Source organism: Pseudomonas songnenensis (assembly GCF_003696315.1).
GTDB classification, from domain to species: Bacteria; Pseudomonadota; Gammaproteobacteria; order Pseudomonadales; family Pseudomonadaceae; genus Stutzerimonas; species Stutzerimonas songnenensis.
This window is the reverse complement of sequence record NZ_RFFN01000002.1, coordinates 191,352-212,416: the sequence shown is the minus strand read 5'-3', so window position 1 is coordinate 212,416 and position 21,065 is coordinate 191,352. Positions and strand designations below refer to the sequence as shown.

The window sequence follows — 21,065 nt, the reverse complement described above, 5'->3', positions numbered from 1 at the left end:
TCCAGATTCAGCGACGTGCCGAACACCAGGTTCCACTTCGGCAGGTATTCCGCGTAGCCGACCTTGGGCACCAGCGCATTGCTGCCGGGAACGGCAAAGCTGTAGTCGACATAGTGGCTCGAATCCTGACCGGCCTTGACCAGCTCGCGAATGGCAAAGACGCCATTGGGGTCACGGTAATCCGCGAAGCTCTCGCCGATGCGCTCACGCGTAGCGCCCTGGAACACGCGCCGCGACTGGCCATCGTAGCCCCAGAAATAGCCTTCGCTGCCATAGCTCAGGCGCTCGAAGATGGCTACCGCCTGGCTTCGCGCCTGCATGTCACCTTCGGCGGAGCGTTCATAGATCGGCCCGATGGCGTTCTTCGCCAGTTCGACGTAGTGCTTGAGTTCGGCACGGCGATCGCGGATCAGGCTCGCCCGGGTCTGTGCCTCCTGCTGGTCAGCCAGATCCTGCAGCTGCACTACCGAAACGCCACTGAGCACTACCGCCAGCAACAGAATCGGGCCAAGCGCAAGCAAAAGCAGCTTCGCCCGCAGGCGTAAGGACGACAACATCAGGTAATTCCCCATAAAAAACACGGTTAAGTAGTGCCATTGTGCCACCGACTACAGAACCAGGAGAACGCGACCAAATGCCAATTAAGGGAATTGCCAACGCTGCCGATCAATGCCGTTCGCATAAATGAAAAACCCCGCCGAGGCGGGGTTCTTTTTGCGCAGCGGGGCTTACTTCTTATGCCCCAGCTTGCGCAGTTCCTCGTCACGCAGCTCACGGCGCAGGATCTTGCCGACATTGGTGGTCGGCAGGCTGTCGCGGAACTCCACGGCTTTCGGCCGCTTGTAACCGGTCAGGTTGTCATGCATGTGCTGCATGACCTGCTCCCTGGTCAGGCTCTCCCCCGGCTTGACCACCACGAACAGCTTGATCGCCTCACCCGACTTCTCGTCCGGCACGCCGATGGCAGCGCACTGCAGCACACCCGGCAGACTGGCGAGCACGTCTTCCAGCTCGTTGGGATACACGTTGAAGCCGGACACCAGGATCATGTCCTTCTTGCGGTCGACGATGCGGATATAGCCGTCTTCCTGGATCACGCCGATGTCGCCGGTCTTGAACCAGCCCTGCGCATCGATCACTTCGTCCGTGGCCTCCGGGCGCTGCCAGTAGCCCTTCATGACCTGCGGGCCCTTGATGCACAGCTCGCCGATCTCGCCCTGCGCCAGGTCCTGGCCGTCATCGTTGATGACCTTGAACTGTGTAGAGGGAACCGGGATGCCGATGGAGCCGAGCTGGATATGCTCGATCGGGTTGACCGATGCCACCGGACTGGTTTCGGTCAGGCCGTAGCCTTCGCAGATCGGGCAACCAGTGACCTGTTTCCAGCGTTCGGCCGTGGCCAGCTGCAGCGCCATGCCGCCCGACAGGGTGACCTTGAGCGCGGAGAAATCGAGCTTGCGGAAGTCTTCGCTGTTGCACAGCGCCACGAACAGCGTGTTGAGGCCGACGAAGCCGCTGAAGCGGTACTTGCCGAGGTCCTTGATCATCGCCGGCAGATCGCGCGGGTTGGAGATCAGGATGTTGTGGTTGCCGCTGAGCATCATCGCCATGCAGTGAAAGGTGAAGGCGTAGATGTGATAGAGCGGCAATGGCGCGATCAGCACTTCGCTGCCGTCATTGAGGTTCGAGCCCATCAGCGCCTTGCACTGCAGCATGTTGGCGACGATGTTGCGGTGCGTCAGCATGGCGCCCTTGGCGACGCCGGTGGTGCCGCCGGTGTACTGCAGCACGGCCACGTCTTCGCTCTTCGGCGACGCTTCGCGCACCGCCTTGCCGCGGCCGAGCGCCAGCGCATCGTTGAGCTTGACGGCTTTCGGCAGGCTGTAGGCCGGCACCATCTTCTTCACGTGCTTGACCACTGCGTTGACCAGCATGCGCTTGAGCGGCGGCAGCATGTCGGCGACTTCGGTGATGACCACGTGCTTGATGCCGGTCTTGGGCAACACTTCCTCGGCCAGATGCGCCATGTTGGCCAGGCACACCAGCGCCTTGGCGCCGGCGTCGTTGAACTGGTGCTCCATCTCCCGCGCGGTGTACAGCGGGTTGGTGTTGACCACGACGAGGCCGGCACGCATGGCGCCGAACACGACGATGGGATACTGGATCAGGTTGGGTAGCTGCACGGCGATGCGGTCGCCGGGCTGAAGATCGGTGTTCTGCTGCAGGTAGGCGGCGAAGTCGCCGGACAGCTTGTACAGCTCACCATAGGTCAGGGTCTTGCCGAGATTGCTGAACGCCGGCTTGTCCGCGAAGCGCTCGCATGACTGTTTGAGCACAGCCTGGATGTTCTGGTATTCGTCAGGGTTGATCTCGCTGGAGACCCCAACAGGATATTTATCCTTCCAGAAGTTATCGGTCATGAACCCCACTCCTAAGCAACAGCTTTATCACTGCGCGATGGCAGCTGTTTTGTTGTGATTTGTTAACTTTTGTACCGCGTATCGGGCAAAAAGCGTTCCCGAGGTTAGCAGCTTTGCATTGGAGCGAATAGAGCCCGAGACGGGCCCATTCGACATAAAGTGACCGGAACAAATATCCCGGTCACTTTGATGGGACTGCCTGAAGCCATTCCAGGCGAGCCCTCAGGCCATATCGCGCAGCTCACGCCGCAATATCTTGCCCACCGGGGTCATCGGCAATGAGTCGCGGAACACGTAGTGCCGCGGCATCTTGTAGCCGGTGAAATTCTCCCGGCAGTAAGCCTGCAGTTCGTCCTGGTTGAGGGACGGATCGCTGGGCACGACGAACAGCTTGACCGCCTCGCCGGATTTCTCGTCCGCCACGCCGATCGCGGCGCAGGCGGCGACCTTTGGATGGGCCATCACCACGTCCTCGATCTCGTTGGGGTAGACGTTGAAACCGGAGACGATGATCAGGTCCTTCTTGCGGTCGACGATACTGACGAACCCGTCCTCGTCAACGACTGCGATGTCGCCGGTCTTAAGCCAGCCCTCCTCGTCCAGCACCTCGGCCGTCGCGTCGGGCCGCTGCCAGTAGCCCTTCATCACTTGCGGGCCCTTGACGCACAGCTCGCCGCGCTCGCCGAGCGGCAAGGCGTTGCCCTCGTCATCGATAACCTTGACTGTGGTACCGGGCACCGGCAGCCCCACCGTGCCGAGGCGCGAATGTTCGCCATGGGGATTGGCGCAAACCACCGGCGACGTCTCGGTCAAGCCATAGCCCTCGACAACCGTGCAGCCGGTCAGACTCTTCCAGCGCTCGGCGACCGCCGAAACCAGAGCAGTACCGCCCGAGTTGGTGCCCTTGAGCCGGGAGAAGTCGATCTTCTTGAACTGCGGGTGAGCCATCAGCGCGACAAACAGCGTGTTGAGGCCGAGGAACGCGGAGAACTGCCAACGCTGCAGTTCCTTGACGAAACCGTTGATGTCCCGCGGGTTGGTGATCAGCACGTTGTGGTTGCCGGTCACCGTCATGCACATGCAGTTAACCGTGAAGGCATAGATGTGATACAGCGGCAGCGGCGCGATCATCACTTCCTGACCTTCACGGATGACCGGGTGGCCCTGGTCGTCCAGCTGCTGCATGTTGGCCCGCACCTGCTGCATGTTCGCCACCAGGTTGCCGTGGGTCAGCATCGCGCCCTTGGCCACGCCGGTCGTGCCGCCGGTGTACTGCAGCACGGCGACGTGGTCGAGCTCCAGCGCCGCAGGCTTGTGGCTGTGGCGCCCCCCGTCACGCAGCACGTCCTTGAAGGAAACGGCCTGCGGCAGGCTGTAATCCGGCACCATCTTCTTCAGGTGCTTGACCGCCGCGTTGACCAGCACACCTTTGAGCGGCGGCAACATGTCGCCGATTCGCACTTCGATCAGGTGCTCGATAGCGGTATCGGGCAGCACCTCCTGCACGTGATGGCCGAAGGTATTGAGATACACCAGCGCCCGAGCGCCGGAATCCTGGAACTGGTGGCGCATCTCCCGCGCGGTGTACAGCGGGTTGGTATTGACCACGATGAGACCGGCGCGCAATGCACCGAAGACCGCGATGGGATACTGCAGCAGGTTGGGCATCTGAATGGCGATACGGTCGCCGGGTTGCAGATCGGTATGGTGCTGCAGCCAGGCGGTAAAAGCGGCGGAGTGGCGCTCCAGATCGGAGTAGCTGAGGGTGACACCCATGTTGCTGAATGCAGGGCGGTCCGCGTGGGTCTTGCAGGCACGCTCGAACACTTCGACGACCGAGCGATAAGCACCTAGATCAATGTCGTTGGGCACGCCAGCGGGGCGTTTGTCATTCCAGAATTCAGGCTGCATTGTTATTGGCCTCGTTACCTGAGAGTGTCTGGCCCGCGCGCAGCGGGCTCTGGCGAACTTAGCAGGTCGACGTCGCGACGCAACAGCCCGAGCTGCACAAATCACTGATGTGAATCTTTCGTCACGGCGCCGACCGCGACCGGGCTCGGGACAACGCTGAAACATGCCTCTAGAATGCTGCCCCAGCGCGCGGACACCGGCTGTAGCGATCGCGCGACACGCTTCGATCCATCGGGCGCAGCATCTGGCGCGCCGACCAGTCTGAGGACACTGCATGAGCACTATCAGCAACACGCCCTACGCCGAACTTGAAGTTGGCCAGCAGGCGAGCTTCGAAAAACACGTAGAGGAAAGGGACATCCAGCTGTTCGCGGCCATGTCGGGCGACCGCAACCCCGTGCACCTGGATGCCGAGTTCGCCGCCGGCACGCTGTTCAAGGAGCGCATCGCCCACGGCATGTTCAGCGGCGCACTGATCAGCGCGGCCGTGGCTTGCACCATGCCGGGCCCGGGCACCATCTATCTCGGCCAGACCATGAAATTCACCCGCCCGGTGAAGATCGGCGACACCCTGACCGTGCGCCTGGAAATTCTCGAGAAGCTGCCGAAGAACCGCGTGCGCATCGCCACCCGCGTGTTCAACCAGAACGATGAACAGGTGGTCGATGGCGAAGCGGAAGTGCTCGCGCCACGCAAGCAGGAAACCGTCGAGCTGAAGGAACTGCCGCCGATCACCATCGGCTGAGCATTCCTCCCCCGCCCCGCGAGGGAGGCAACCGAGGGCGCCTGATTGGCGCCCTCCGCATTTCCAGCCATCCCTCTGCCCGGCAAGGGGGACAAGCAGAACGCCATTACGGCCTTGGCCTACGCCCCGAGCAGCCCCCAGCGGAAGGATGCGTATCGGATACACCGCGCCGACCATCGAGCGAGCAGTACAAGAACAACAACAACGGGACCCTCACCCATGCTCACTCGCTCGATCGCTTATCGGCGCCTGGCGGCGCTTGCCCTTGCCGGCTTCTCGCTGGCCATGCAATCCGCTTCGGCTACCCCGCTCGACCCTGGCCCCGATGAGGCCCTGCTTTACTACCAGCGCGCCGATGGCGACTACAACGGCTGGGGACCACATCTGTGGAACACCGCCGGCTGCAACGGCAGTGCGACCGAAACCAGCTGGACGCAACCGCTCGCGGCGGCGGAGACCGACCCGGAGCATGGCGCGCTCTACCGCATCCCACTCAGCGCCGACGCCAGCTGCCTGAACCTGATCATGCACAAGGGCGACGAGAAGGATCTGGGCGGTGGCGATCTGACCTGGCGCTTCGACGAACTGGGCCGTCGTGTCTTCTCGATCAGCGGCAACCCACAGCTTTCCAGCACGCCGCTAAGCGGCAGCGCGGTGGCGATCAAGGGCGCGCGGGCGCATTGGCTCGATCCGTTTACGCTCGCGCTGGTGGGCGGCGCACCGGGAGCCAGCCGTGTCGAGCTGCGCCATGCCCGCGATGCCAGCGTCCGCATCGACAGCGAGGCGCGTACCGTCAGCGGTGGGCAGGCCCTGGCGATGCAGCCGGCCAGCCTGCGCAATGGCCTCAGGCGACAGCACCCGCATCTGGCCGATGCCCCGGCGTACCGGATCAAGGCCGGCGCACAGGTCCTGCGCCACGCCGTGATGAGCCAGCTGGTGGTGGTCGCCTATGATGCGGACGACCGGGTTATCGATGCCACCGAAGTGCAGACCGCCGGCATCCTCGACACGCTGTTCGCCTACAACGGTGAGCTGGGTGCAACGCTCGATGGCAGAGGTGTGTCCTTCAAGCTCTGGGCACCGACCGCACAGCGGGTCCGCCTGCATGTGTTCGATGCGTCCAAACGGCTGCTACCCGGCTATCCCAAGCCTATGCGGGAGCGGCTCGGCGTCTGGAGCCTGGAAGGCCCGCGCTCGCTGGATCGGCAGTATTACCAGTACGAAGTCACCGCCTACCGACCCAGCACCGGCAGGATCGAGACGACGCTGGTCAGCGATCCCTACGCGCTGAGCCTGTCACGCAACAGCCAGTACGCCCAGGTGGTCGACCTGAATGCCGATGATCTCAAGCCCGCTGGCTGGGATGGGGTGCGTCCGCCACGCCCGGAGCGCCCTGAAGCGAACGTGATCTACGAAACCCATCTGCGCGATTTCAGCGCCAGCGACGCCAGCCTGCCGGCCGCGCTGCGCGGCACCTACACAGCGTTTACCCGACCTGACAGCAATGGCATGCGGCACCTGCGCGACCTGCAGAAGGCCGGGCTCACCCACGTGCAGCTGCTGCCGGTGTTCGACATCGCGACCATCGACGAAGACCCCGCCCGGCGAATCAACCTCGACGATCCCTTCGCCAAGCTGTGCGACCTGTCAAACCAGGCCCGTCAGCGCTGGGCGCAGTTCTGCAGCGCAGCGAGCATCCGTCAGGTGCTGGAGGGCTTCGACCCGGCCAGCGGCCAGGCGCAATCGCTATACAACGACCTGCGCGGGCTGGATGATTTCAACTGGGGTTACGACCCCTTCCACTTCACCGCGCCCGAGGGCAGCTACGCCAGCGATGCCGAAGGCGTGCAGCGCATCATCGAGTTCCGGCAGATGGTTCAGGCGCTCGCCGACAACGGCCTGGCCACGGTGATGGACGTGGTCTACAACCACACCAACGCCTCGGGCCTGGCCGACAAATCGGTTCTGGACAAGGTCGTGCCCGGTTACTACCACCGCCGCAACCCCACCACCGGCGCGGTCGAAACCTCGACCTGCTGCGAGAACACCGCCAGCGAGCACCGCATGATGGCCAAGCTGATGATCGACTCGCTGAAGGTCTGGGCCCGCGACTACAAGATCGCCGGCTTTCGCTTCGATCTCATGGGTCACCACATGCGCGAGCAGATCCTCGATGCGTATCGCGCGGTCCGCCGCATCGATCGCGAGACCTATTTCTACGGTGAAGGCTGGGAATTCGGCGAGGTCGCCGGCAATGCGCGCGGCATCAATGCCAACCAGCTGAACATGGCCGGTACCGGTGTCGGCACGTTCAACGACCGGCAGCGTGATGCGGTACGCGGCGGCAGCCCCTTCGATGGCGGCGACAGCATTCGTCGCAACCAGGGCTTCGCCAACGGCCTCTATCTGCGGCCCAATGAGCTGAGCGCCGCCGGGGCTCAGGAAAAAGCGCAACTGCTGCACGCCGCCGACCTGATCCGCGTCGGCATCGCCGGCGGGCTGCGCGATTTCCAGTTCGTCACCGCCGACGGCAGCACGCGCAAGGGCAGCGAGATCGACTACAACGGCCAGCCCGCCGGCTATACGCTGGACCCGCAGGAAACCGTCAACTACGTCTCCAAGCACGACAACCAGACGCTGTGGGACAACAACCAGTACAAGTTCGCCAGCAGCCTGTCGGTTGCCGACCGGGTCCGCCTGCACCTGGTGGCGCTGTCGGTGCCGCTGTTCAGCCAGGGCGTGCCGTTCATCCATCTCGGCTCCGACTTCCTGCGTTCAAAGTCCATGCAGCGCGACAGCTACGACTCGGGGGACTGGTTCAACGCGGTGGATTTCAGCTACCAGGACAACAACTGGAACAAGGGCTTGCCACGCGCGGACAAGGACGGCGACAACTGGCCGCTGATTCGCAGGATCATCGTCGACCCACAGGCCAAACCCGGCACCACCGACATCGTCGCGGCGAAACGACGTTTTCTCGAGCTGCTGAAGATTCGCAGCGATAGCCAGCTGTTCCAGCTCGACAGCGCCCGCGAGGTCCAGCAGCGCCTGCGGTTCCACAACACCGGGCCTGAGCAGCTGCCTGGGGTGATCGCCTTCAGCCTGGCGGATAACCCGCGCGAGGGACGCGACCTGGACCGCCGCTACAGCGCTTTGATGGTGGTGATCAATGCATCGGACAAGCGGGTTCGCCTGCCGGGCGCCGACGGTTATCGGTTGCATCCCGTGCTCAGAGACTCGGTCGATCCGATCAACCGCCAGGCAACGGTAAGCAAGGGGGCGTTCGAGGTCCCGGCATTCACGACGACGGTGTTCGTCCAGCCCCAGGCCCACCGGTAAATCGCGCGCAAAAAAAAGGCGACCATAGGGTCGCCTAAATGCCTTGCGTGCTCTTTGAATCTGGAGAACTCAGCGCTTCTTGTGCGCGTCCTTCCAGATGAAATATCCGAAGCCTCCGAGGAAGGCGACCATCAGGCCGACCGTGACCACCCCTGCGAGCACCACATTATCGACAAACATGAGACCTACCTCCGAAACCTGATTCGCTATTCGATGGGTTCAAGTTAAACCCGCTGCCTCGCAGAAAAATTGACCCGGATCAATGGCCGCAAAATGGCGACCACAGCCGCGCGGAACGACTGATCCAGGTCAAGAAAACAGGGGCTTTCGAGGCGAAAAGCGGCGGGACAGGCACAAAAGAACGGTTAGAGCCGAGCGGCTAATAGCGAATCGATCTGTGCAATATTGAAGGGGGAACGCGATCAACGCTTCTTCGGAGAGCGTTTGCCCTTTTTCTTCGCCCTTCCCAGCGGCAGGACTTGCTCAAAGGTCTTGCGCATCTCCTCGAGGCGCTTGTCATTGAGGTCGTGAATGCGCTTGGCACGCTCTGCACTGAAGTCGATCAACTTCTCGTCGCTGCTCATTTGCTCGGCCTCGTCTCGATCAGGCGAAAGGTCAGGTTGAGGCGCGGCTGCAGCACCTTGCTGGTCCGCGCGATCTGGTGCTGCCAGTGATGCTGCGTCGCGCCCCCCATGACCAGCAGCGAGCCATGGGCCAGTACGAGTGAATGCTGGATCCGCCCGCTGCCCTTGCGTCGCAGGTCGAAGCGCCGCTCGGCGCCCAGACTCAGCGATGCCACGACAGGATTGCGGCCCAGCTCGACTTCGTCGTCACTGTGCCAGCCCATGGCATCGCCGCCGTCGCGATACAGGTTGAGCAACACGCCGTTAAAGCGCTGGCCGGTCTTCTTCTGCAGACGCTGACGGATGTCGTGCAACAGCGGCGTCCAGGCCAGCGGCTCATGCCGCAGGCCGGAATAGCGGTACCCTGCGTCTGCGTCGCCGTACCAGGCGACCATGCGTGGTACTGCAACCTGGCGGCCGTAGATTCGAATTTCCGGCTGCGACCAGGGCGTGGCGCTGATGAGTTCCTGCAGCCAGGCATCGGCAGTTTCGCTGTCGACCCACCCCGGATGGTAGTCCAGTGCGGCGTCGGGCAAGTCGATCGATGAAGCGTGGCCCGGGTCGTTCTTGAACACCTCAGACCTCGACATCGACCCAGAGCCCTTGGCGCGGCAGGTCTTCCAGCTCGGCCTGATCCTGCTCATCGGTCTCGCCGGTGGCCAGCTCCTCCGGCGTGTAACCCCGACGCTGACGCCGCCGCTGCTCGTCGCGCAGCATCTGCTCGCTCTCCTGCGGGTGGCGGCGATCGAGGTTGATAGCACTTTCGCTGGAGCTCGGCTGCACGGGCGCCACCGGTGCAATCTCCGGGCGCGGCTTGACCACGTCCTGCTGGGCGTTGACCGGAAATACGCCTGATGGGATGGGTGGCAGCATGCTCGTTACCCCTCTTTACCGATGAATCGGCGTGGCACCGGCCAACTTTAACAGGACCGCTACACTTCATGCGTCACGCAGTCGCCATCGGCCGTCGCTCTGATGGCGACGTTCCGTTACCATAGCCGGCTTTTTCACAGCGGGAGGCAGCATGGCGCAGCAGTATCTACCGGGGCAACGCTGGATCAGCGACAGCGAGGCAGAACTCGGCCTCGGAACCATCCTGACCCAGGATGGACGGATGCTCACCGTGCTCTACCCGGCGACCGGCGAAACGCGCCAGTACGCGACACGCAGCGCCCCACTGACGCGGGTGCGCTTCGTGCCCGGTGACGAGATCACCCATTTCGAAGGCTGGAAGATGACCGTGCGCGAGGTCGACGACGTCGACGGCCTGCTGGTCTACCACGGCCTGACCGCACAGAACGAAGCCCGCACCCTGCCGGAAACCCAGCTGTCGAACTTCATCCAGTTCCGCCTGGCCAGCGACCGTCTCTTCGCCGGCCAGATCGACCCGCTGGCCTGGTTCAGCCTGCGCTACCACACCCTGCAGCACCAGAGTGCCCAGCTGCAGTCCTCGCTGTGGGGCCTCGGCGGCGTGCGTGCGCAGCCCATCGCGCACCAGCTGCACATCGCCAAGGAAGTCGCCGACCGCATCGCCCCGCGCGTGCTGCTGGCCGACGAGGTCGGTCTGGGCAAGACCATCGAAGCCGGCCTGATCATCCATCGCCAGCTGCTCTCCGGCCGCGCCAGCCGGGTGCTGATCCTGGTTCCGGAAAACCTCCAGCACCAGTGGCTGGTGGAAATGCGTCGCCGCTTCAATCTGGAAGTCGCCCTGTTCGATGCCGAGCGTTTCATCGAGAGCGATGCGAGCAACCCGTTCGAAGACACGCAGCTGGCACTGGTATCGCTGGAGTGGCTGAAGGAAGACGAGCGCGCCCAGGATGCCGCCTTCGCCGCCGGCTGGGACCTGCTGGTAGTGGACGAAGCACACCACCTGGTCTGGCACCCCGAAGGCGCCAGCGCCGAATACAGACTGGTCGAACAGCTGGCCGAGGTGATTCCCGGCGTGCTGCTGCTGACCGCCACCCCGGAACAGCTGGGCCTGGACAGCCACTTCGCCCGTCTGCGCCTGCTCGACCCGAATCGCTTTCACGACCTCGACGCCTTCCGCGCCGAAAGCTCCAGCTACCAGCCGGTGGCCGAAGCCGTGCAGGAACTGCTCGACGAGGGTCGTCTCTCGCAGCAGGCTCATCAGACCATCCATGACTTCCTCGGCGCCGAAGGCGAGGCCCTGCTCGCCGCCGCCACCGATGGCGACATCGAGGCCAGCAGCCGCCTGATTCGCGAGCTGCTCGACCGCCACGGCACCGGCCGCCTGCTGTTCCGCAATACGCGCGCCGCCGTGCAGGGCTTTCCCGAGCGCCAGCTGCACCCCTATCCGCTGCCCTGCCCGGCCGAATACCTCGAGCTGCCGCTGGGCGAGCATGCCGAGCTGTACCCGGAAGTGGCCTTTCAGAGCCAGCAGGACGACGGCGAGGCGAGCAGCCGCTGGTGGCAGTTCGATCCGCGCGTGGAATGGCTGATCGACACGCTGAAAATGCTGAAGAAGTACAAGGTGCTGGTGATCTGCGCCCATGCCGAGACCGCCCTGGACCTGGAAGACGCGCTGCGCGTGCGTTCCGGCATTCCGGCCACGGTGTTCCACGAGGGCATGAGCATCCTCGAGCGCGACCGCGCCGCAGCCTACTTCGCCGACGAGGAATTCGGCGCGCAGGTACTGATCTGCTCCGAGATCGGCAGTGAAGGCCGCAACTTCCAGTTCAGCCACCATCTGGTGCTGTTCGATCTGCCGGCGCACCCGGACCTTCTCGAGCAGCGCATCGGCCGCCTCGACCGAATCGGCCAGCAGCACACCATCCAGCTGCACGTGCCGTACCTGGAAACCAGTCCGCAGGAACGCCTGTTCCAGTGGTATCACCAGGCCCTGAACGCCTTCCTCAACACCTGTCCGACCGGCAACGCACTGCAGCATCGCTTCGGTCCGCGGCTGCTGGCGCAGCTGGAAGAAGGCGACGACGAGGCCTATCAACTGCTGATCGACGAAGCCCGCACGGAGCGCGAGCGCCTGGAAGCAGAGTTGCACAGCGGCCGTGACCGTCTGCTGGAGCTCAATTCCGGCGGCGGTGAGCAGGGCAAGGCGCTGGTCGACGCCATCGAGGAGCAGGACGACCAGTTCGCGCTGCCGATCTATATGGAGCAGTTGTTCGATGCGTTCGGCATCGACAGTGAAGACCACTCGGAAAACGCCCTGGTGCTGCGCCCCAGCGAAAAGATGCTGGATGCCAGCTTCCCGCTGGGCGACGACGAAGCCGTGACCATCACCTACGACCGCGAACAGGCGCTGGCCCGCGAGGACATGCAGTTTCTCACCTGGGAACACCCCATGGTGCAGGGCGGCATGGACCTGGTGCTGTCCGGTTCCATGGGCAACACCGCGGTCGCGCTGATCAAGAACAAGGCGCTCAAGCCAGGCACCGTCCTGCTCGAGCTGCTGTTCGTCAGTGAGGTGGTCGCGCCGCGTGCCCTGCAGCTGAGCCGCTTCCTGCCGCCGCTGGCGCTGCGCTGCCTGCTCGACGGCAATGGCAACGACCTGGCCTCGAAGGTGGCGTTCGATACGCTCAACGATCAGCTGGAAAGCGTGCCGCGCGCCAGCGCCAACAAGTTCGTCCAGGCCCAGCGCGACGTGCTGGCCACGCAGATCGCCGCCGCCGAGGCCAAGATCAAGCCGCGCCATGTCGAACGTGTTGCCGAAGCTCAGCGCAAGCTCAAGGCTGGTCTGGACGAAGAGCTCGCCCGACTGGTGGCACTGCAGGCAGTCAACCCGAGCGTGCGTGACAGCGAGATCGAAGCGCTGCGCCAGCAACGCGAGGACGGTCTGGCGGCACTGGACAAGGCTGCACTGCGCCTGGAAGCGATTCGGGTGCTAGTGGCCGGTTGAATTGGCAGCCTGACTGAGGATGGGCCGAGCCCATCCTGCGGGGTTTGGCTGGAGCGCCAGCGGGCAGACCGCGGCGCTTGCGGCCGGAGCGAATCGAACTGCCGCTTCAGCCACGGCGCCCATGACGAAACAAAGGCCGCCTACCCCTGCTCTTTTCGCGCGATACCCCAGTAGGCGCCAATTCGGCCAACCAGCGCCTTCGGCGGCTCGGCGTACAATCTGCGACCCAGGCGCAATGCACGCTGCTGCAATTGCGCGCGCCGCTGCTCGATGCAGCGCTGCAGCACGTCGCGGGTTTCTGGCAGACCGAACAGCTCCGGCTCGTCCTGCATCAGCTGCATCATCACCGCCAGATCGTGATCGTCACCCAGTGCATCGGCTACCTGCTTGAGCTGCTCGGCGCGGCTTTCCAACGCCTCCGGCCAGCACGGCGACAGCAGCTGGCAGTGGTACCAGTGGTCCTTCACCCGCTTGCGCCATTCATGCAGTAGCTCGTCGGAGCCATCCTTCTGCGCCCGCGCCAGATCCCGCACGCCGTCGGCGTAGGTTCGACGGATGCCGTCGGCCAGCAGCCCGAAGCCCTTGCCAGGGAGCTTCCAATGCTGCACGTCCTGGGTCAGCGCGCGCAGCTCGCCCAGCACTTGCGCCACGTCCGACTCGAAACCGGTATGCACCTCCCCCTCCGGCGCGGCGCGCTGCTGCAATTGCAGGCGGATCTGGCGGAACGCATCGCCAACGAACAGCGACTGGTCGGTGCGTGCCAGGGCATCCCAGCTTTCCAGCATGGCCGCCGCATCACGCGACTCCGCCAGGCTGCGCCCCATGTCGCGCAGCCGGCGATTGTCGAGCTTGAATCGCGCACCGAGAGGCTCGCGCACCAAGCGCAACAGCGCACGCAACTCCTTGAAGCGCTTGCGCGCCTGGTGCACCCCTTCCGCACGCTCGGCTGGCTCGACGCAAAGCGCCTGGCTCGCCTTCTCGATGCGTTGCAGGGCGACCTTGCGCACCTCCTTGGCGACGTTGCGTGCAGGGCGTATGCGATAGGCCATCGGATTCTCCTCGATAAAGACGCTCCGGTTGAGCACCAGTACTGGGACCCGTACGCCAAGCCCGGCGTTGACACGCGAGTGTGAAGTTTATGTGTCAGCGCGTGACGTCGGTTCCCGACTCAACCGTAGCGCTTGCGCGCCTCGATGGCCAATCCGCTGCCGATACTGCCGAAGCGATTGCCTTCGACATGCCGTGCACGGGGCAACAGCCCGGCAACGCTGTCGCGCAGTGCTGGAATGGCGCTGGAGCCACCGGTGAAGAACACCGTGTCGACCTCATCGTGGCGCACGCCGGCATCGGCCAGCAGCTGATTGATGCTGCCACCGATACGGTCAAGCAGCGCGGCGATGGCGCTTTCGAAACCCTGACGGGTCAGCTCGGCCTGCAAGTGCGGTTCAATGCGCTGAAAATCGATGGCGAAGCGCTCGGCCTCGGTCAGCTCGATCTTGCCCTGCTCCACCTGCATGGCCAGCCAGTGACCGGCACGCTGTTCGATCAGACGAAACAAACGATCGATGCCGGTGGGGTCGACGATGTCATAGCGCATGCTCTGCAGCGCCCGTAGCGAGGCCGGCGCATAGACCGCATTGATGGTGTGCCAGGTGGCCAGGTTGAGGTGCGTGCTGGTGGGCATCGGCGCATCGCTCTTCATCCGGCTGCCATAGCCGAACAGCGGCATCACCCCGCTCAGGCTGAGCTGCTTGTCGAAATCGGTTCCGCCGATATGCAGGCCGCCAGTAGCCAGAATGTCCGCCTGGCGATCATCGACGTGCCTGCGCTCGGGCGACAGGCGCACCAGCGAGAAGTCGGAGGTACCGCCGCCGATATCGACGATCAGCACGCGCTCTTCGCGTTCGATACGCGACTCGTAGTCGAAGGCTGCGGCGATCGGCTCGTACTGGAAGGACACGTCCTTGAAGCCGATCTTGCGTGCGGCGGCGGCCAGGGTGTCCGATGCCTCGCGGTCGGCCTGCGGGTCGTCATCGACAAAGAATACCGGCCGTCCCAGCACGACCTCCTCGAATGGCCGACCCGCAGCGGTTTCGGCGCGCTGTTTGAGGGTGCCGAGGAACAGACCGAGGATTTCCTTGAACGGCATCGCGCTGCCAAGCACCGTGGTTTCGCTTTTCAGCAGCTTGGAGCCGAGCAGGCTCTTGAGCGAGCGCATCAGGCGCCCCTCGTAGCCTTCGAGGTATTCGCTCAACGCCTGTCGACCATAGACCGGCCGGCGCTCCTCGAGGTTGAAGAACACCACCGATGGCAAGGTCGGCTGCTCGCCCTCGAGCGCGATCAGCGGGTCCATGTCCGGCCGCCACCAACCAACCGTGGAGTTGGAAGTACCGAAGTCGATGCCGCAAGCGCGGGCAGGTAGGACGTTGGGCATGGGCTTTTTCCGCGGGTACTGAAAAACGGCCGCGCAGTGTAAAGGAGGTGGCCTTCGGTTGCAGGCCTATCGTCGGCCGCGTCACGCCAGGCAAAAAAATGCCCGGCCATCGCTGGTCCGGGCACAAACCCCATAACGCAACGTATCAGGCGGGCACTGCCTCCGCGCCAGGCGCATCCGCCGCCATTCCGGCAGTCATGCGCTTGGCATCGGCGCAGAAGGTCCGCGACGCCTGGAAGAGGAACAGCATGGTCAGCAGCAGCGACGCCGGTATCAGGTACATCGCCCCATGCAGCCCCTCGGCACGGAAGGCCTCGGCCATTTCGCTGGCACCGGCGGCGAGCATTGCCGCCTCGGCGAAATGATCCGAGAGCAGCCCCACTACCACCGTGCCCATGCCGCCACCGAGCAGGTAGAGCCCGGCGAAGAACAGCGCCATGGCCGTAGCCCGCAGACGCGGCTCGACCACGTCCTGAATCGCCGTGTAGACGCAGGTGTAGAAGTTGTAGGAAAACAGCCAGCCGACGCTGAACACCGCGACGAACATGCCGACCTCGATGCGCCCGGCCAGCAGCGCATAGCCAGTCGCAACGGTGGCGATCAGCATGCTTACCGCCGCGAAGATCAGGCGCCCGCGGGCGAAACGCTGGTGGATACGGTCGGCGACCCAGCCGCCCAGGGTCAGCCCGAACAGGCCGGTCAAGCCGACGATCACGCCGGTGGCAACCGATGCCTGTACCAGCGAGACACCGTGATAGCGCATCAGCAGTGGCACCATGAAGGCGTTGCAGGCATAGGTCGCGAAGTTGAATGCCAACCCGGCCAGCACCAGCCACCAGAAGGTGCGAATCGACAGCACCTTGCGCATCGGCTGCTTCACGGGCTCCTGGGAAACCTTGACGGTTTCGGCGGCGCCGCGCTTGGGCTCCTTGATCAGGAAGATGAACAGTGCCAGCACCAGTCCGGGCACCGCAGCGATGAAGAACGGAGCACGCCAGCTGTCGAACGCCTCGACCATGGAGCCGATGGTGAAGAACGCCAGCAACAGGCCCAACGGCAGGCCAAGCATGAAGATGCCCATGGCCCGGGAACGCTTGTGCGCCGGAAACAGGTCGCCGATCAGCGAGTTGGCGGCGGGTGCATAACTGGCCTCGCCGATGCCTATCCCCATGCGCACCAGCAGGAAACTCCAGAAGTTCCAGGCCAACCCGTTGACCGCCGTCAGGCCGCTCCAGGCAGTCAGCCCCCACCCCATGATCTTGCGTCGTGAACCGAGATCGGCCATGCGCCCCAGGGGCAGACCGGCAATGGCATAGACGATGGTGAAGGCGGTGCCGATCAGGCCGAGCTGGAAGTCGTTGAGGCTCCACTCCAGGCGGATCGGCTCGGCGATGATGGCCGGTATGGTGCGGTCGAAGAAGTTGAACAGGTTCGCCAGAAACAGCAGAAACAGCACGCGCCAGGCGTTGGATGCTTGGGTGGAAGGCTGCATGACGTCGGTCTCGATTGTTCTTATATTTCCGGCCGCAGACCAGCCGGGACTCGACGATGACTCTAGAGTCTGTGTCTGCTCCTGTCTCCGAACATCACCTTCGCTTATGCCGCGCGATGGCTCAGCGCCCGCGCCATTCGGCCAGCCAGCCCAGGCTGGCATCGGTGCCCCGCTCGTCCGGCTTGTACTCGGCACTCAGCCAGCCCTGGTAGCCGCTGTCCTGCAAGGCCTGCAACGCTGCGCCGAAGTTCAGCTCACCGCTGCCAGGCGCGCCGCGGCCCGGGCAGTCGGCGAACTGCACGTGACCGATGCGCTCACCCAGCTGGGCGATGCAGCCGGGCAGGTCCAGCTGCTGGCGAGCCATATGGTAGAAATCCAGCTGCGCCATGCAGTTGGGGTGATCGACCCGCTCCAGCAGCGCCCCCAGATCCGCCGCGCTGTTGATCAGAAAGCCCGGCATGTCGAGCGGATTGATCGCTTCGCAGAGCACGCGAATGCCGAGCATGTCGAAGGCGTCGGCGGTCTTCCACAGGTTGTGCTCGAGCGTCTCCAGCGCCAGCTCTCGATCGACGCCCTCGGCGAGGCGCCCCGGCAGCACATTGACGCTCGCCGGGCGAACCATCAGCGCGTAGGTCAGCGCCTCCTGCAGTGCAGCGTCGAAGGCCTCCTGCCGATCCGGCACTGCCGCCAGACCAGGACCGCCCTGCAGCAGATCGCCGGCGGGCAGATTGATCAGCACCAGCGGCATGCCGGCACGCTCGAGCTGCTCCTTCAGGCGAATGGCTGGGACTTCATAAGGAAACTGGATCTCCACGCCATCGAAACCGGCAGTGCGGGCGGCAAGAATGCGTTCGGTGAGCGGCAGCTCGGTGAACAGCAGCGACAGGTTGGCGGCGATCTTCATTGGTCGCCCTCCCGGTACATCTGCACCAGCGTGGCGGGATCACGCTCCAGATTGCCCTGGCTGCCATGCAGGCGCATCAGCTGCGCCGCCAACCCGCTCAAGGGCGTTGCCGAACCCTGCTCGCGGGACAGTTTCACCGCAGTGTCCAGATCCTTGAGCAAGGTGCGCACATGCCATTTCACCGGTTCGAACTCGCTCGCAGCCATCTGCGGCGCAAGGATCTGCAGCGGCTTGGAGTCGGCGAAGCCTCCAGCCAGAGCCGGGGCCAGCAGACTGGCATCGACCCCGGCACGTTCGGCCAGGGCCACCACCTCGGCGATCACCAGCGCATTGCAGGCGACAATCATCTGGTTGCAGACCTTGGTCACCTGGCCGGCGCCGACCTCGCCCATATGGGTAAGACGCTGCCCCAGGTTCATCAGCACCGGGCGCACCCGTTCGACATCCTCGACGCGGCCCCCAGCCATGATCACCAGCGTGCCAGCCTCCGCTCCTGCGGTCCCCCCGGACACCGGCGCATCCACCCAGCGCATGCCACTGCGAAATTCCAGCTCGGCGGCCATGTCGCGGGTTGCCGTCGGCTCCAGGCTGGAGTGATCGACCAGCACTTTGCCAGCCTTGCCACCTTCGGCGATGCCGCCCTTGCCGAAAAGCACTTCGCGCACAGCGGCGGTGTCGGCCAGGCAAAGCAGGACGATGTCCGCCTCCGCACAGAGCTCGGCGGGCGTCGCTACCGCCCTGGCCCCCAGCTCGACCAGCGGCTGGCACTTCTCGGGCGAGCGATTCCACACCACCAGACGATACCCCGCGGCGAGCAGACGCCGGCACATTGGCAGGCCCATCAGGCCGATACCGGCAAAGGCGAGAGTTGGCAGGTCGGACATGGGGCGACTCCTTGGCAAACGAGGCGCTGATTCTAGCGCCGCAGCGACATCGGCAGCCATGCACTGTGCTGCTGACAAGCCGAGGGCTGACGGCCAAGTGCAACTTGATGCCACAATGTCACAACGCCATATCCAGCAAATTGCCCGACCCACCGGAACGATCCGCCTTTGAGCGCCTCTGAAGGAGGCCTCGAGGCATCACCTCGCGCAGACCATCCGCTCAACGCTCGCCCGTCTCGACAACGCGCGTGCATCAGAAGACATCGCAGGAAACACGCAATGGATTTACTTCAGATCATCGTCCTGGCCATCGTGCAGGGCCTTACCGAGTTCTTGCCGGTATCGAGCTCGGCTCATCTGATCCTCTTCCCGCACCTCGCGGGCTGGGAAGACCAGGGATTGGCATTCGATGTGGCCGTACACCTCGGCACCTTGTTCGCCGTGGTCTGGTACTTCCGCCAGGAAGTGTTCGGCATGACCCGCGACTGGTTCGCTTCGCTGGCGAAGCGCGAACGCGTGGGCGACAGCCGGCTGGCGTGGGCCGTGATCCTCGGCACGATTCCGGCTGGCATCGCCGGGCTGCTGTTCAAGGGCTTCATCGAAGAGCAGATGCGCTCGCCGCTGGTCATCGCCTGGGCGACCATCGGCTTCGGCCTGTTGCTGTGGTGGTCGGATGTGGTCAGTCGGAAAACGCCGCAGCCACGCGACGAGCACAGCCTCAGCTGGAAAGACATCCTGTTGATCGGCTGCGCTCAGGCGCTGGCGCTGATCCCCGGGACCTCGCGCTCGGGCGTCACCATGACCGCCGGCTTGCTATTGGGCCTGTCACGCTCAGGTGCAGCGCGCTTCTCCTTCCTCCTGTCGATCCCGATCATCGTGCTCGCCAGCGCCTTGAGCACGCTCGATCTGGCGGAAGGCGGCGTCGCCGTGGACTGGACGGCGATGGGCCTTGGAGTGGTGCTGTCGGCGGTGAGCGCCTACCTGTGCATCCATTTCTTCCTGAAGCTGCTGGAGCGGGTCGGCATGCTGCCGTTCGTGATCTACCGACTGGTGCTTGGTGTGGTGCTGCTGGTGCTCTTCAGCGGCGCCTGAATGATCACGCCGCGGATCGCGCTGGGCGCGTACCGCGGCGTTGGCCGGATCGTCTTGCGGCGCTCTAGCCCTGTGGCAGATCGATCAGCAGCGGGCCGAGCACGAAGGCCGCCAGACGCGCCTCGGTGAACATCTTTTCGCCGAACGACACGCCAGGATCCTCCTTGGACTCGACCGGCTGCTCCCGAATTCTGGCCACCTCTCTGAAGGAGTGGCCATCCGCCCAGACCATGGTCGACTGACGCTGCTTATCGCACTTCACATTCGTTTCCTTCACCCTGCGGGGTGGCACATTGCTAATATTCGGCCACTACAGAACCCTTAGGTGTGGCGGCCGAAAAAAGTTCGCCGTGTTACAGGATATTTCGCGAGCGGTGCCGCCGCGTAGATCGACGGTTTGAAGTCGTTCAGCTTTTCGCTTGGCTCCGGGTGGCTGCCAGGCTCTATAATCCGCGCGCTTTTTCCGCTATTGAACCGGAGAACCCTCAATGCTGAAGCGCTCCCTGGCAGCCGTTGCCGGCTTTGCCCTGTCCCTGTCTATTGCCACCACCCACGCCGCTGAAGCCCTGCGGGTTTCTGCCATTCCCGACGAAGCCCCGACCGAGCTGATTCGCAAGTTCAAGCCGCTGGGCGAATACCTGGAACAGCAACTGGGCATGCCGGTGAAGTTCACCCCGGTATCGGACTATGCCGCTGTCGTCGAATCCCTCGCCTCCGACCGCCTCGATCTCGCCTGGCTAGGTGGTTTCACCTTCGTCCAGACCCGCCTGAAGACCGGCGATGCGATCCCGCTTGTACAGCGCGAGCAGGACGAGCAGTTCACCAGCAAGTTCATCACTGCCGATCCTGAGGTGAAATCACTGGCCGACCTCAAGGGCAAGACCTTCGCATTCGGCTCGGTGTCCTCCACCTCCGGCAGCCTGATGCCGCGTTACTTCATGCTCAAGGACGGCATCGAGCCGGAGAAATTCTTCAAGCGCATCGCCTATTCCGGCGCCCATGACGCCACCGCCGCCTGGGTCGAAGCCGGCAAGGCCGACGCCGGCGTGCTCAATGCCTCGGTGTGGGACAAGCTGGTCGCGGCTGGCAAGGTCGACACCGCCAAGGTCCGCGTGATCTCCACCACTCCGCCCTACTACGACTACAACTGGACGGTGCGTGGCAATCTCGACCCGGCGCTGGTCGAGAAGATCAAGGCAGCGTTCCTCGCCCTCGACCCGGCCAACCCTGAGCACAAGGCGATCCTTGACCTGCAGGCCGCCAGCCGCTTCATCGAAACCAAGCCGGAGAACTACGCCGGCATCGAAGAAGCCGCACGGGCTGCCGGACTGCTGAAGTGACGTTGCG

At 64.0% G+C, this 21,065-nt stretch carries 17 protein-coding genes and 1 pseudogene; 5 read left to right on the top strand and 13 right to left on the bottom strand.

The window, feature by feature from the left end; all coding sequences use genetic code 11:
• Positions 1-35: 35 nt before the first annotated feature.
• The 3 genes and pseudogenes from EA798_RS21060 to fadD2 all read right to left on the bottom strand — a co-directional run.
• Positions 36-557 (bottom strand): annotated as a pseudogene (locus tag EA798_RS21060) (cache domain-containing protein); the annotation flags it as partial.
• Between the two features lie 171 nt (positions 558-728).
• A complete protein-coding gene (gene fadD1, locus EA798_RS05355; RefSeq protein WP_122098299.1) occupies positions 729-2,420 on the bottom strand; it encodes a long-chain-fatty-acid--CoA ligase FadD1 in 1,692 nt (563 codons plus the stop codon).
• A gap of 222 nt (positions 2,421-2,642) precedes the next feature.
• Complete coding sequence (gene fadD2 / locus EA798_RS05350; RefSeq protein ID WP_122098298.1) at positions 2,643-4,331, bottom strand: long-chain-fatty-acid--CoA ligase FadD2; 1,689 nt, start codon at positions 4,329-4,331, stop codon at positions 2,643-2,645.
• Positions 4,332-4,605: 274 nt separating this feature from the next.
• On the opposite strand from fadD2, the gene EA798_RS05345 reads away from it, so the two are divergent.
• Complete coding sequence (locus EA798_RS05345) at positions 4,606-5,076, top strand: MaoC family dehydratase (RefSeq protein WP_106157994.1); 471 nt, start codon at positions 4,606-4,608, stop codon at positions 5,074-5,076.
• 219 nt (positions 5,077-5,295) lie between these two features.
• Positions 5,296-8,415: a pullulanase-type alpha-1,6-glucosidase gene (gene pulA / locus EA798_RS05340; RefSeq protein ID WP_122098297.1), complete on the top strand. Its 3,120-nt coding sequence runs from the start codon at positions 5,296-5,298 to the stop codon at positions 8,413-8,415.
• Between the two features lie 69 nt (positions 8,416-8,484).
• On the opposite strand, the gene ccoM is transcribed toward pulA, so the two are convergent.
• From ccoM to EA798_RS05330, 4 genes are all read right to left on the bottom strand, one after another.
• Positions 8,485-8,595 carry a cytochrome c oxidase subunit CcoM gene (gene ccoM, locus EA798_RS20800; RefSeq protein ID WP_011914065.1) on the bottom strand — a complete coding sequence of 37 codons (111 nt, stop codon included), beginning with the start codon at positions 8,593-8,595 and terminating at the stop codon, positions 8,485-8,487.
• Between the two features lie 242 nt (positions 8,596-8,837).
• The gene (locus EA798_RS20610; protein WP_167462896.1) at positions 8,838-8,999 is read right to left on the bottom strand and encodes a hypothetical protein; all 162 of its coding nucleotides are present in this window, start codon (positions 8,997-8,999) and stop codon (positions 8,838-8,840) included.
• On the bottom strand, positions 8,996-9,628 hold the full coding sequence (locus EA798_RS05335; RefSeq protein ID WP_122098296.1) for an alpha-ketoglutarate-dependent dioxygenase AlkB family protein: 633 nt from the start codon (positions 9,626-9,628) through the stop codon (positions 8,996-8,998). The genes EA798_RS20610 and EA798_RS05335 overlap by 4 nt, the downstream gene beginning before the upstream one ends.
• Complete coding sequence (locus EA798_RS05330; RefSeq protein ID WP_106157991.1) at positions 9,615-9,911, bottom strand: aspartate-semialdehyde dehydrogenase; 297 nt, start codon at positions 9,909-9,911, stop codon at positions 9,615-9,617. Before EA798_RS05330 ends, EA798_RS05335 begins: the two co-directional genes overlap by 14 nt.
• Positions 9,912-10,062: 151 nt before the next feature.
• Between EA798_RS05330 and rapA the strand changes: the two genes are divergently transcribed.
• Positions 10,063-12,912: an RNA polymerase-associated protein RapA gene (rapA, locus tag EA798_RS05325; protein ID WP_106157990.1), complete on the top strand. Its 2,850-nt coding sequence runs from the start codon at positions 10,063-10,065 to the stop codon at positions 12,910-12,912.
• Positions 12,913-13,052: 140 nt separating this feature from the next.
• On the opposite strand, the gene EA798_RS05320 is transcribed toward rapA, so the two are convergent.
• The 5 genes from EA798_RS05320 to EA798_RS05300 all read right to left on the bottom strand — a co-directional run bounded on the left by EA798_RS05320 (position 13,053) and on the right by EA798_RS05300 (position 18,626).
• Positions 13,053-13,961, bottom strand: a complete 909-nt coding sequence (locus EA798_RS05320; protein ID WP_122098295.1) for a CHAD domain-containing protein — start codon at positions 13,959-13,961, stop codon at positions 13,053-13,055.
• Positions 13,962-14,080: 119 nt separating this feature from the next.
• Positions 14,081-15,346, bottom strand: a complete 1,266-nt coding sequence (locus EA798_RS05315) for an Hsp70 family protein (protein WP_122098294.1) — start codon at positions 15,344-15,346, stop codon at positions 14,081-14,083.
• 145 nt (positions 15,347-15,491) lie between these two features.
• The gene (locus EA798_RS05310; RefSeq protein ID WP_106157987.1) at positions 15,492-16,838 is read right to left on the bottom strand and encodes a spinster family MFS transporter; all 1,347 of its coding nucleotides are present in this window, start codon (positions 16,836-16,838) and stop codon (positions 15,492-15,494) included.
• A 121-nt stretch (positions 16,839-16,959) separates the two neighbouring features.
• Positions 16,960-17,742 (bottom strand): hydroxypyruvate isomerase family protein, encoded by a 783-nt coding sequence (locus tag EA798_RS05305; RefSeq protein ID WP_122098293.1) that lies wholly within the window; start codon positions 17,740-17,742, stop codon positions 16,960-16,962.
• Positions 17,739-18,626 (bottom strand): NAD(P)-dependent oxidoreductase, encoded by an 888-nt coding sequence (locus tag EA798_RS05300; protein ID WP_122098292.1) that lies wholly within the window; start codon positions 18,624-18,626, stop codon positions 17,739-17,741. The genes EA798_RS05305 and EA798_RS05300 overlap by 4 nt, the downstream gene beginning before the upstream one ends.
• 279 nt (positions 18,627-18,905) lie before the next feature.
• On the opposite strand from EA798_RS05300, the gene EA798_RS05295 reads away from it, so the two are divergent.
• Positions 18,906-19,718: an undecaprenyl-diphosphate phosphatase gene (locus tag EA798_RS05295; RefSeq protein WP_106157984.1), complete on the top strand. Its 813-nt coding sequence runs from the start codon at positions 18,906-18,908 to the stop codon at positions 19,716-19,718.
• Between the two features lie 64 nt (positions 19,719-19,782).
• On the opposite strand, the gene EA798_RS05290 is transcribed toward EA798_RS05295, so the two are convergent.
• Positions 19,783-19,980 carry a hypothetical protein gene (locus EA798_RS05290; RefSeq protein ID WP_122098291.1) on the bottom strand — a complete coding sequence of 66 codons (198 nt, stop codon included), beginning with the start codon at positions 19,978-19,980 and terminating at the stop codon, positions 19,783-19,785.
• Positions 19,981-20,206: 226 nt separating this feature from the next.
• On the opposite strand from EA798_RS05290, the gene EA798_RS05285 reads away from it, so the two are divergent.
• On the top strand, positions 20,207-21,058 hold the full coding sequence (locus EA798_RS05285; RefSeq protein WP_122098290.1) for a putative selenate ABC transporter substrate-binding protein: 852 nt from the start codon (positions 20,207-20,209) through the stop codon (positions 21,056-21,058).
• The last annotated feature ends 7 nt before the right edge of the window (positions 21,059-21,065 follow it).

Bases quoted from the DNA above. Each gene is read 5' to 3' on its own strand.
- pulA (WP_122098297.1), top strand. From the start codon at position 5,296: ATGCTCACTCGCTCGATCGCTTATCGGCGCCTGGCGGCGCTTGCCCTT.
- EA798_RS05295 (WP_106157984.1), top strand. From the start codon at position 18,906: ATGGATTTACTTCAGATCATCGTCCTGGCCATCGTGCAGGGCCTTACC.
- rapA (WP_106157990.1), top strand. From the start codon at position 10,063: ATGGCGCAGCAGTATCTACCGGGGCAACGCTGGATCAGCGACAGCGAG.
- fadD2 (WP_122098298.1), bottom strand. From the start codon at position 4,331: ATGCAGCCTGAATTCTGGAATGACAAACGCCCCGCTGGCGTGCCCAAC.
- EA798_RS20610 (WP_167462896.1), bottom strand. From the start codon at position 8,999: ATGAGCAGCGACGAGAAGTTGATCGACTTCAGTGCAGAGCGTGCCAAG.
- EA798_RS05320 (WP_122098295.1), bottom strand. From the start codon at position 13,961: ATGGCCTATCGCATACGCCCTGCACGCAACGTCGCCAAGGAGGTGCGC.
- EA798_RS05285 (WP_122098290.1), top strand. From the start codon at position 20,207: ATGCTGAAGCGCTCCCTGGCAGCCGTTGCCGGCTTTGCCCTGTCCCTG.
- EA798_RS05330 (WP_106157991.1), bottom strand. From the start codon at position 9,911: ATGCTGCCACCCATCCCATCAGGCGTATTTCCGGTCAACGCCCAGCAG.
- EA798_RS05310 (WP_106157987.1), bottom strand. From the start codon at position 16,838: ATGCAGCCTTCCACCCAAGCATCCAACGCCTGGCGCGTGCTGTTTCTG.
- EA798_RS05300 (WP_122098292.1), bottom strand. From the start codon at position 18,626: ATGTCCGACCTGCCAACTCTCGCCTTTGCCGGTATCGGCCTGATGGGC.
- EA798_RS05335 (WP_122098296.1), bottom strand. From the start codon at position 9,628: ATGTCGAGGTCTGAGGTGTTCAAGAACGACCCGGGCCACGCTTCATCG.
- EA798_RS05305 (WP_122098293.1), bottom strand. From the start codon at position 17,742: ATGAAGATCGCCGCCAACCTGTCGCTGCTGTTCACCGAGCTGCCGCTC.
- ccoM (WP_011914065.1), bottom strand. From the start codon at position 8,595: ATGTTTGTCGATAATGTGGTGCTCGCAGGGGTGGTCACGGTCGGCCTG.
- EA798_RS05315 (WP_122098294.1), bottom strand. From the start codon at position 15,346: ATGCCCAACGTCCTACCTGCCCGCGCTTGCGGCATCGACTTCGGTACT.
- EA798_RS05345 (WP_106157994.1), top strand. From the start codon at position 4,606: ATGAGCACTATCAGCAACACGCCCTACGCCGAACTTGAAGTTGGCCAG.
- fadD1 (WP_122098299.1), bottom strand. From the start codon at position 2,420: ATGACCGATAACTTCTGGAAGGATAAATATCCTGTTGGGGTCTCCAGC.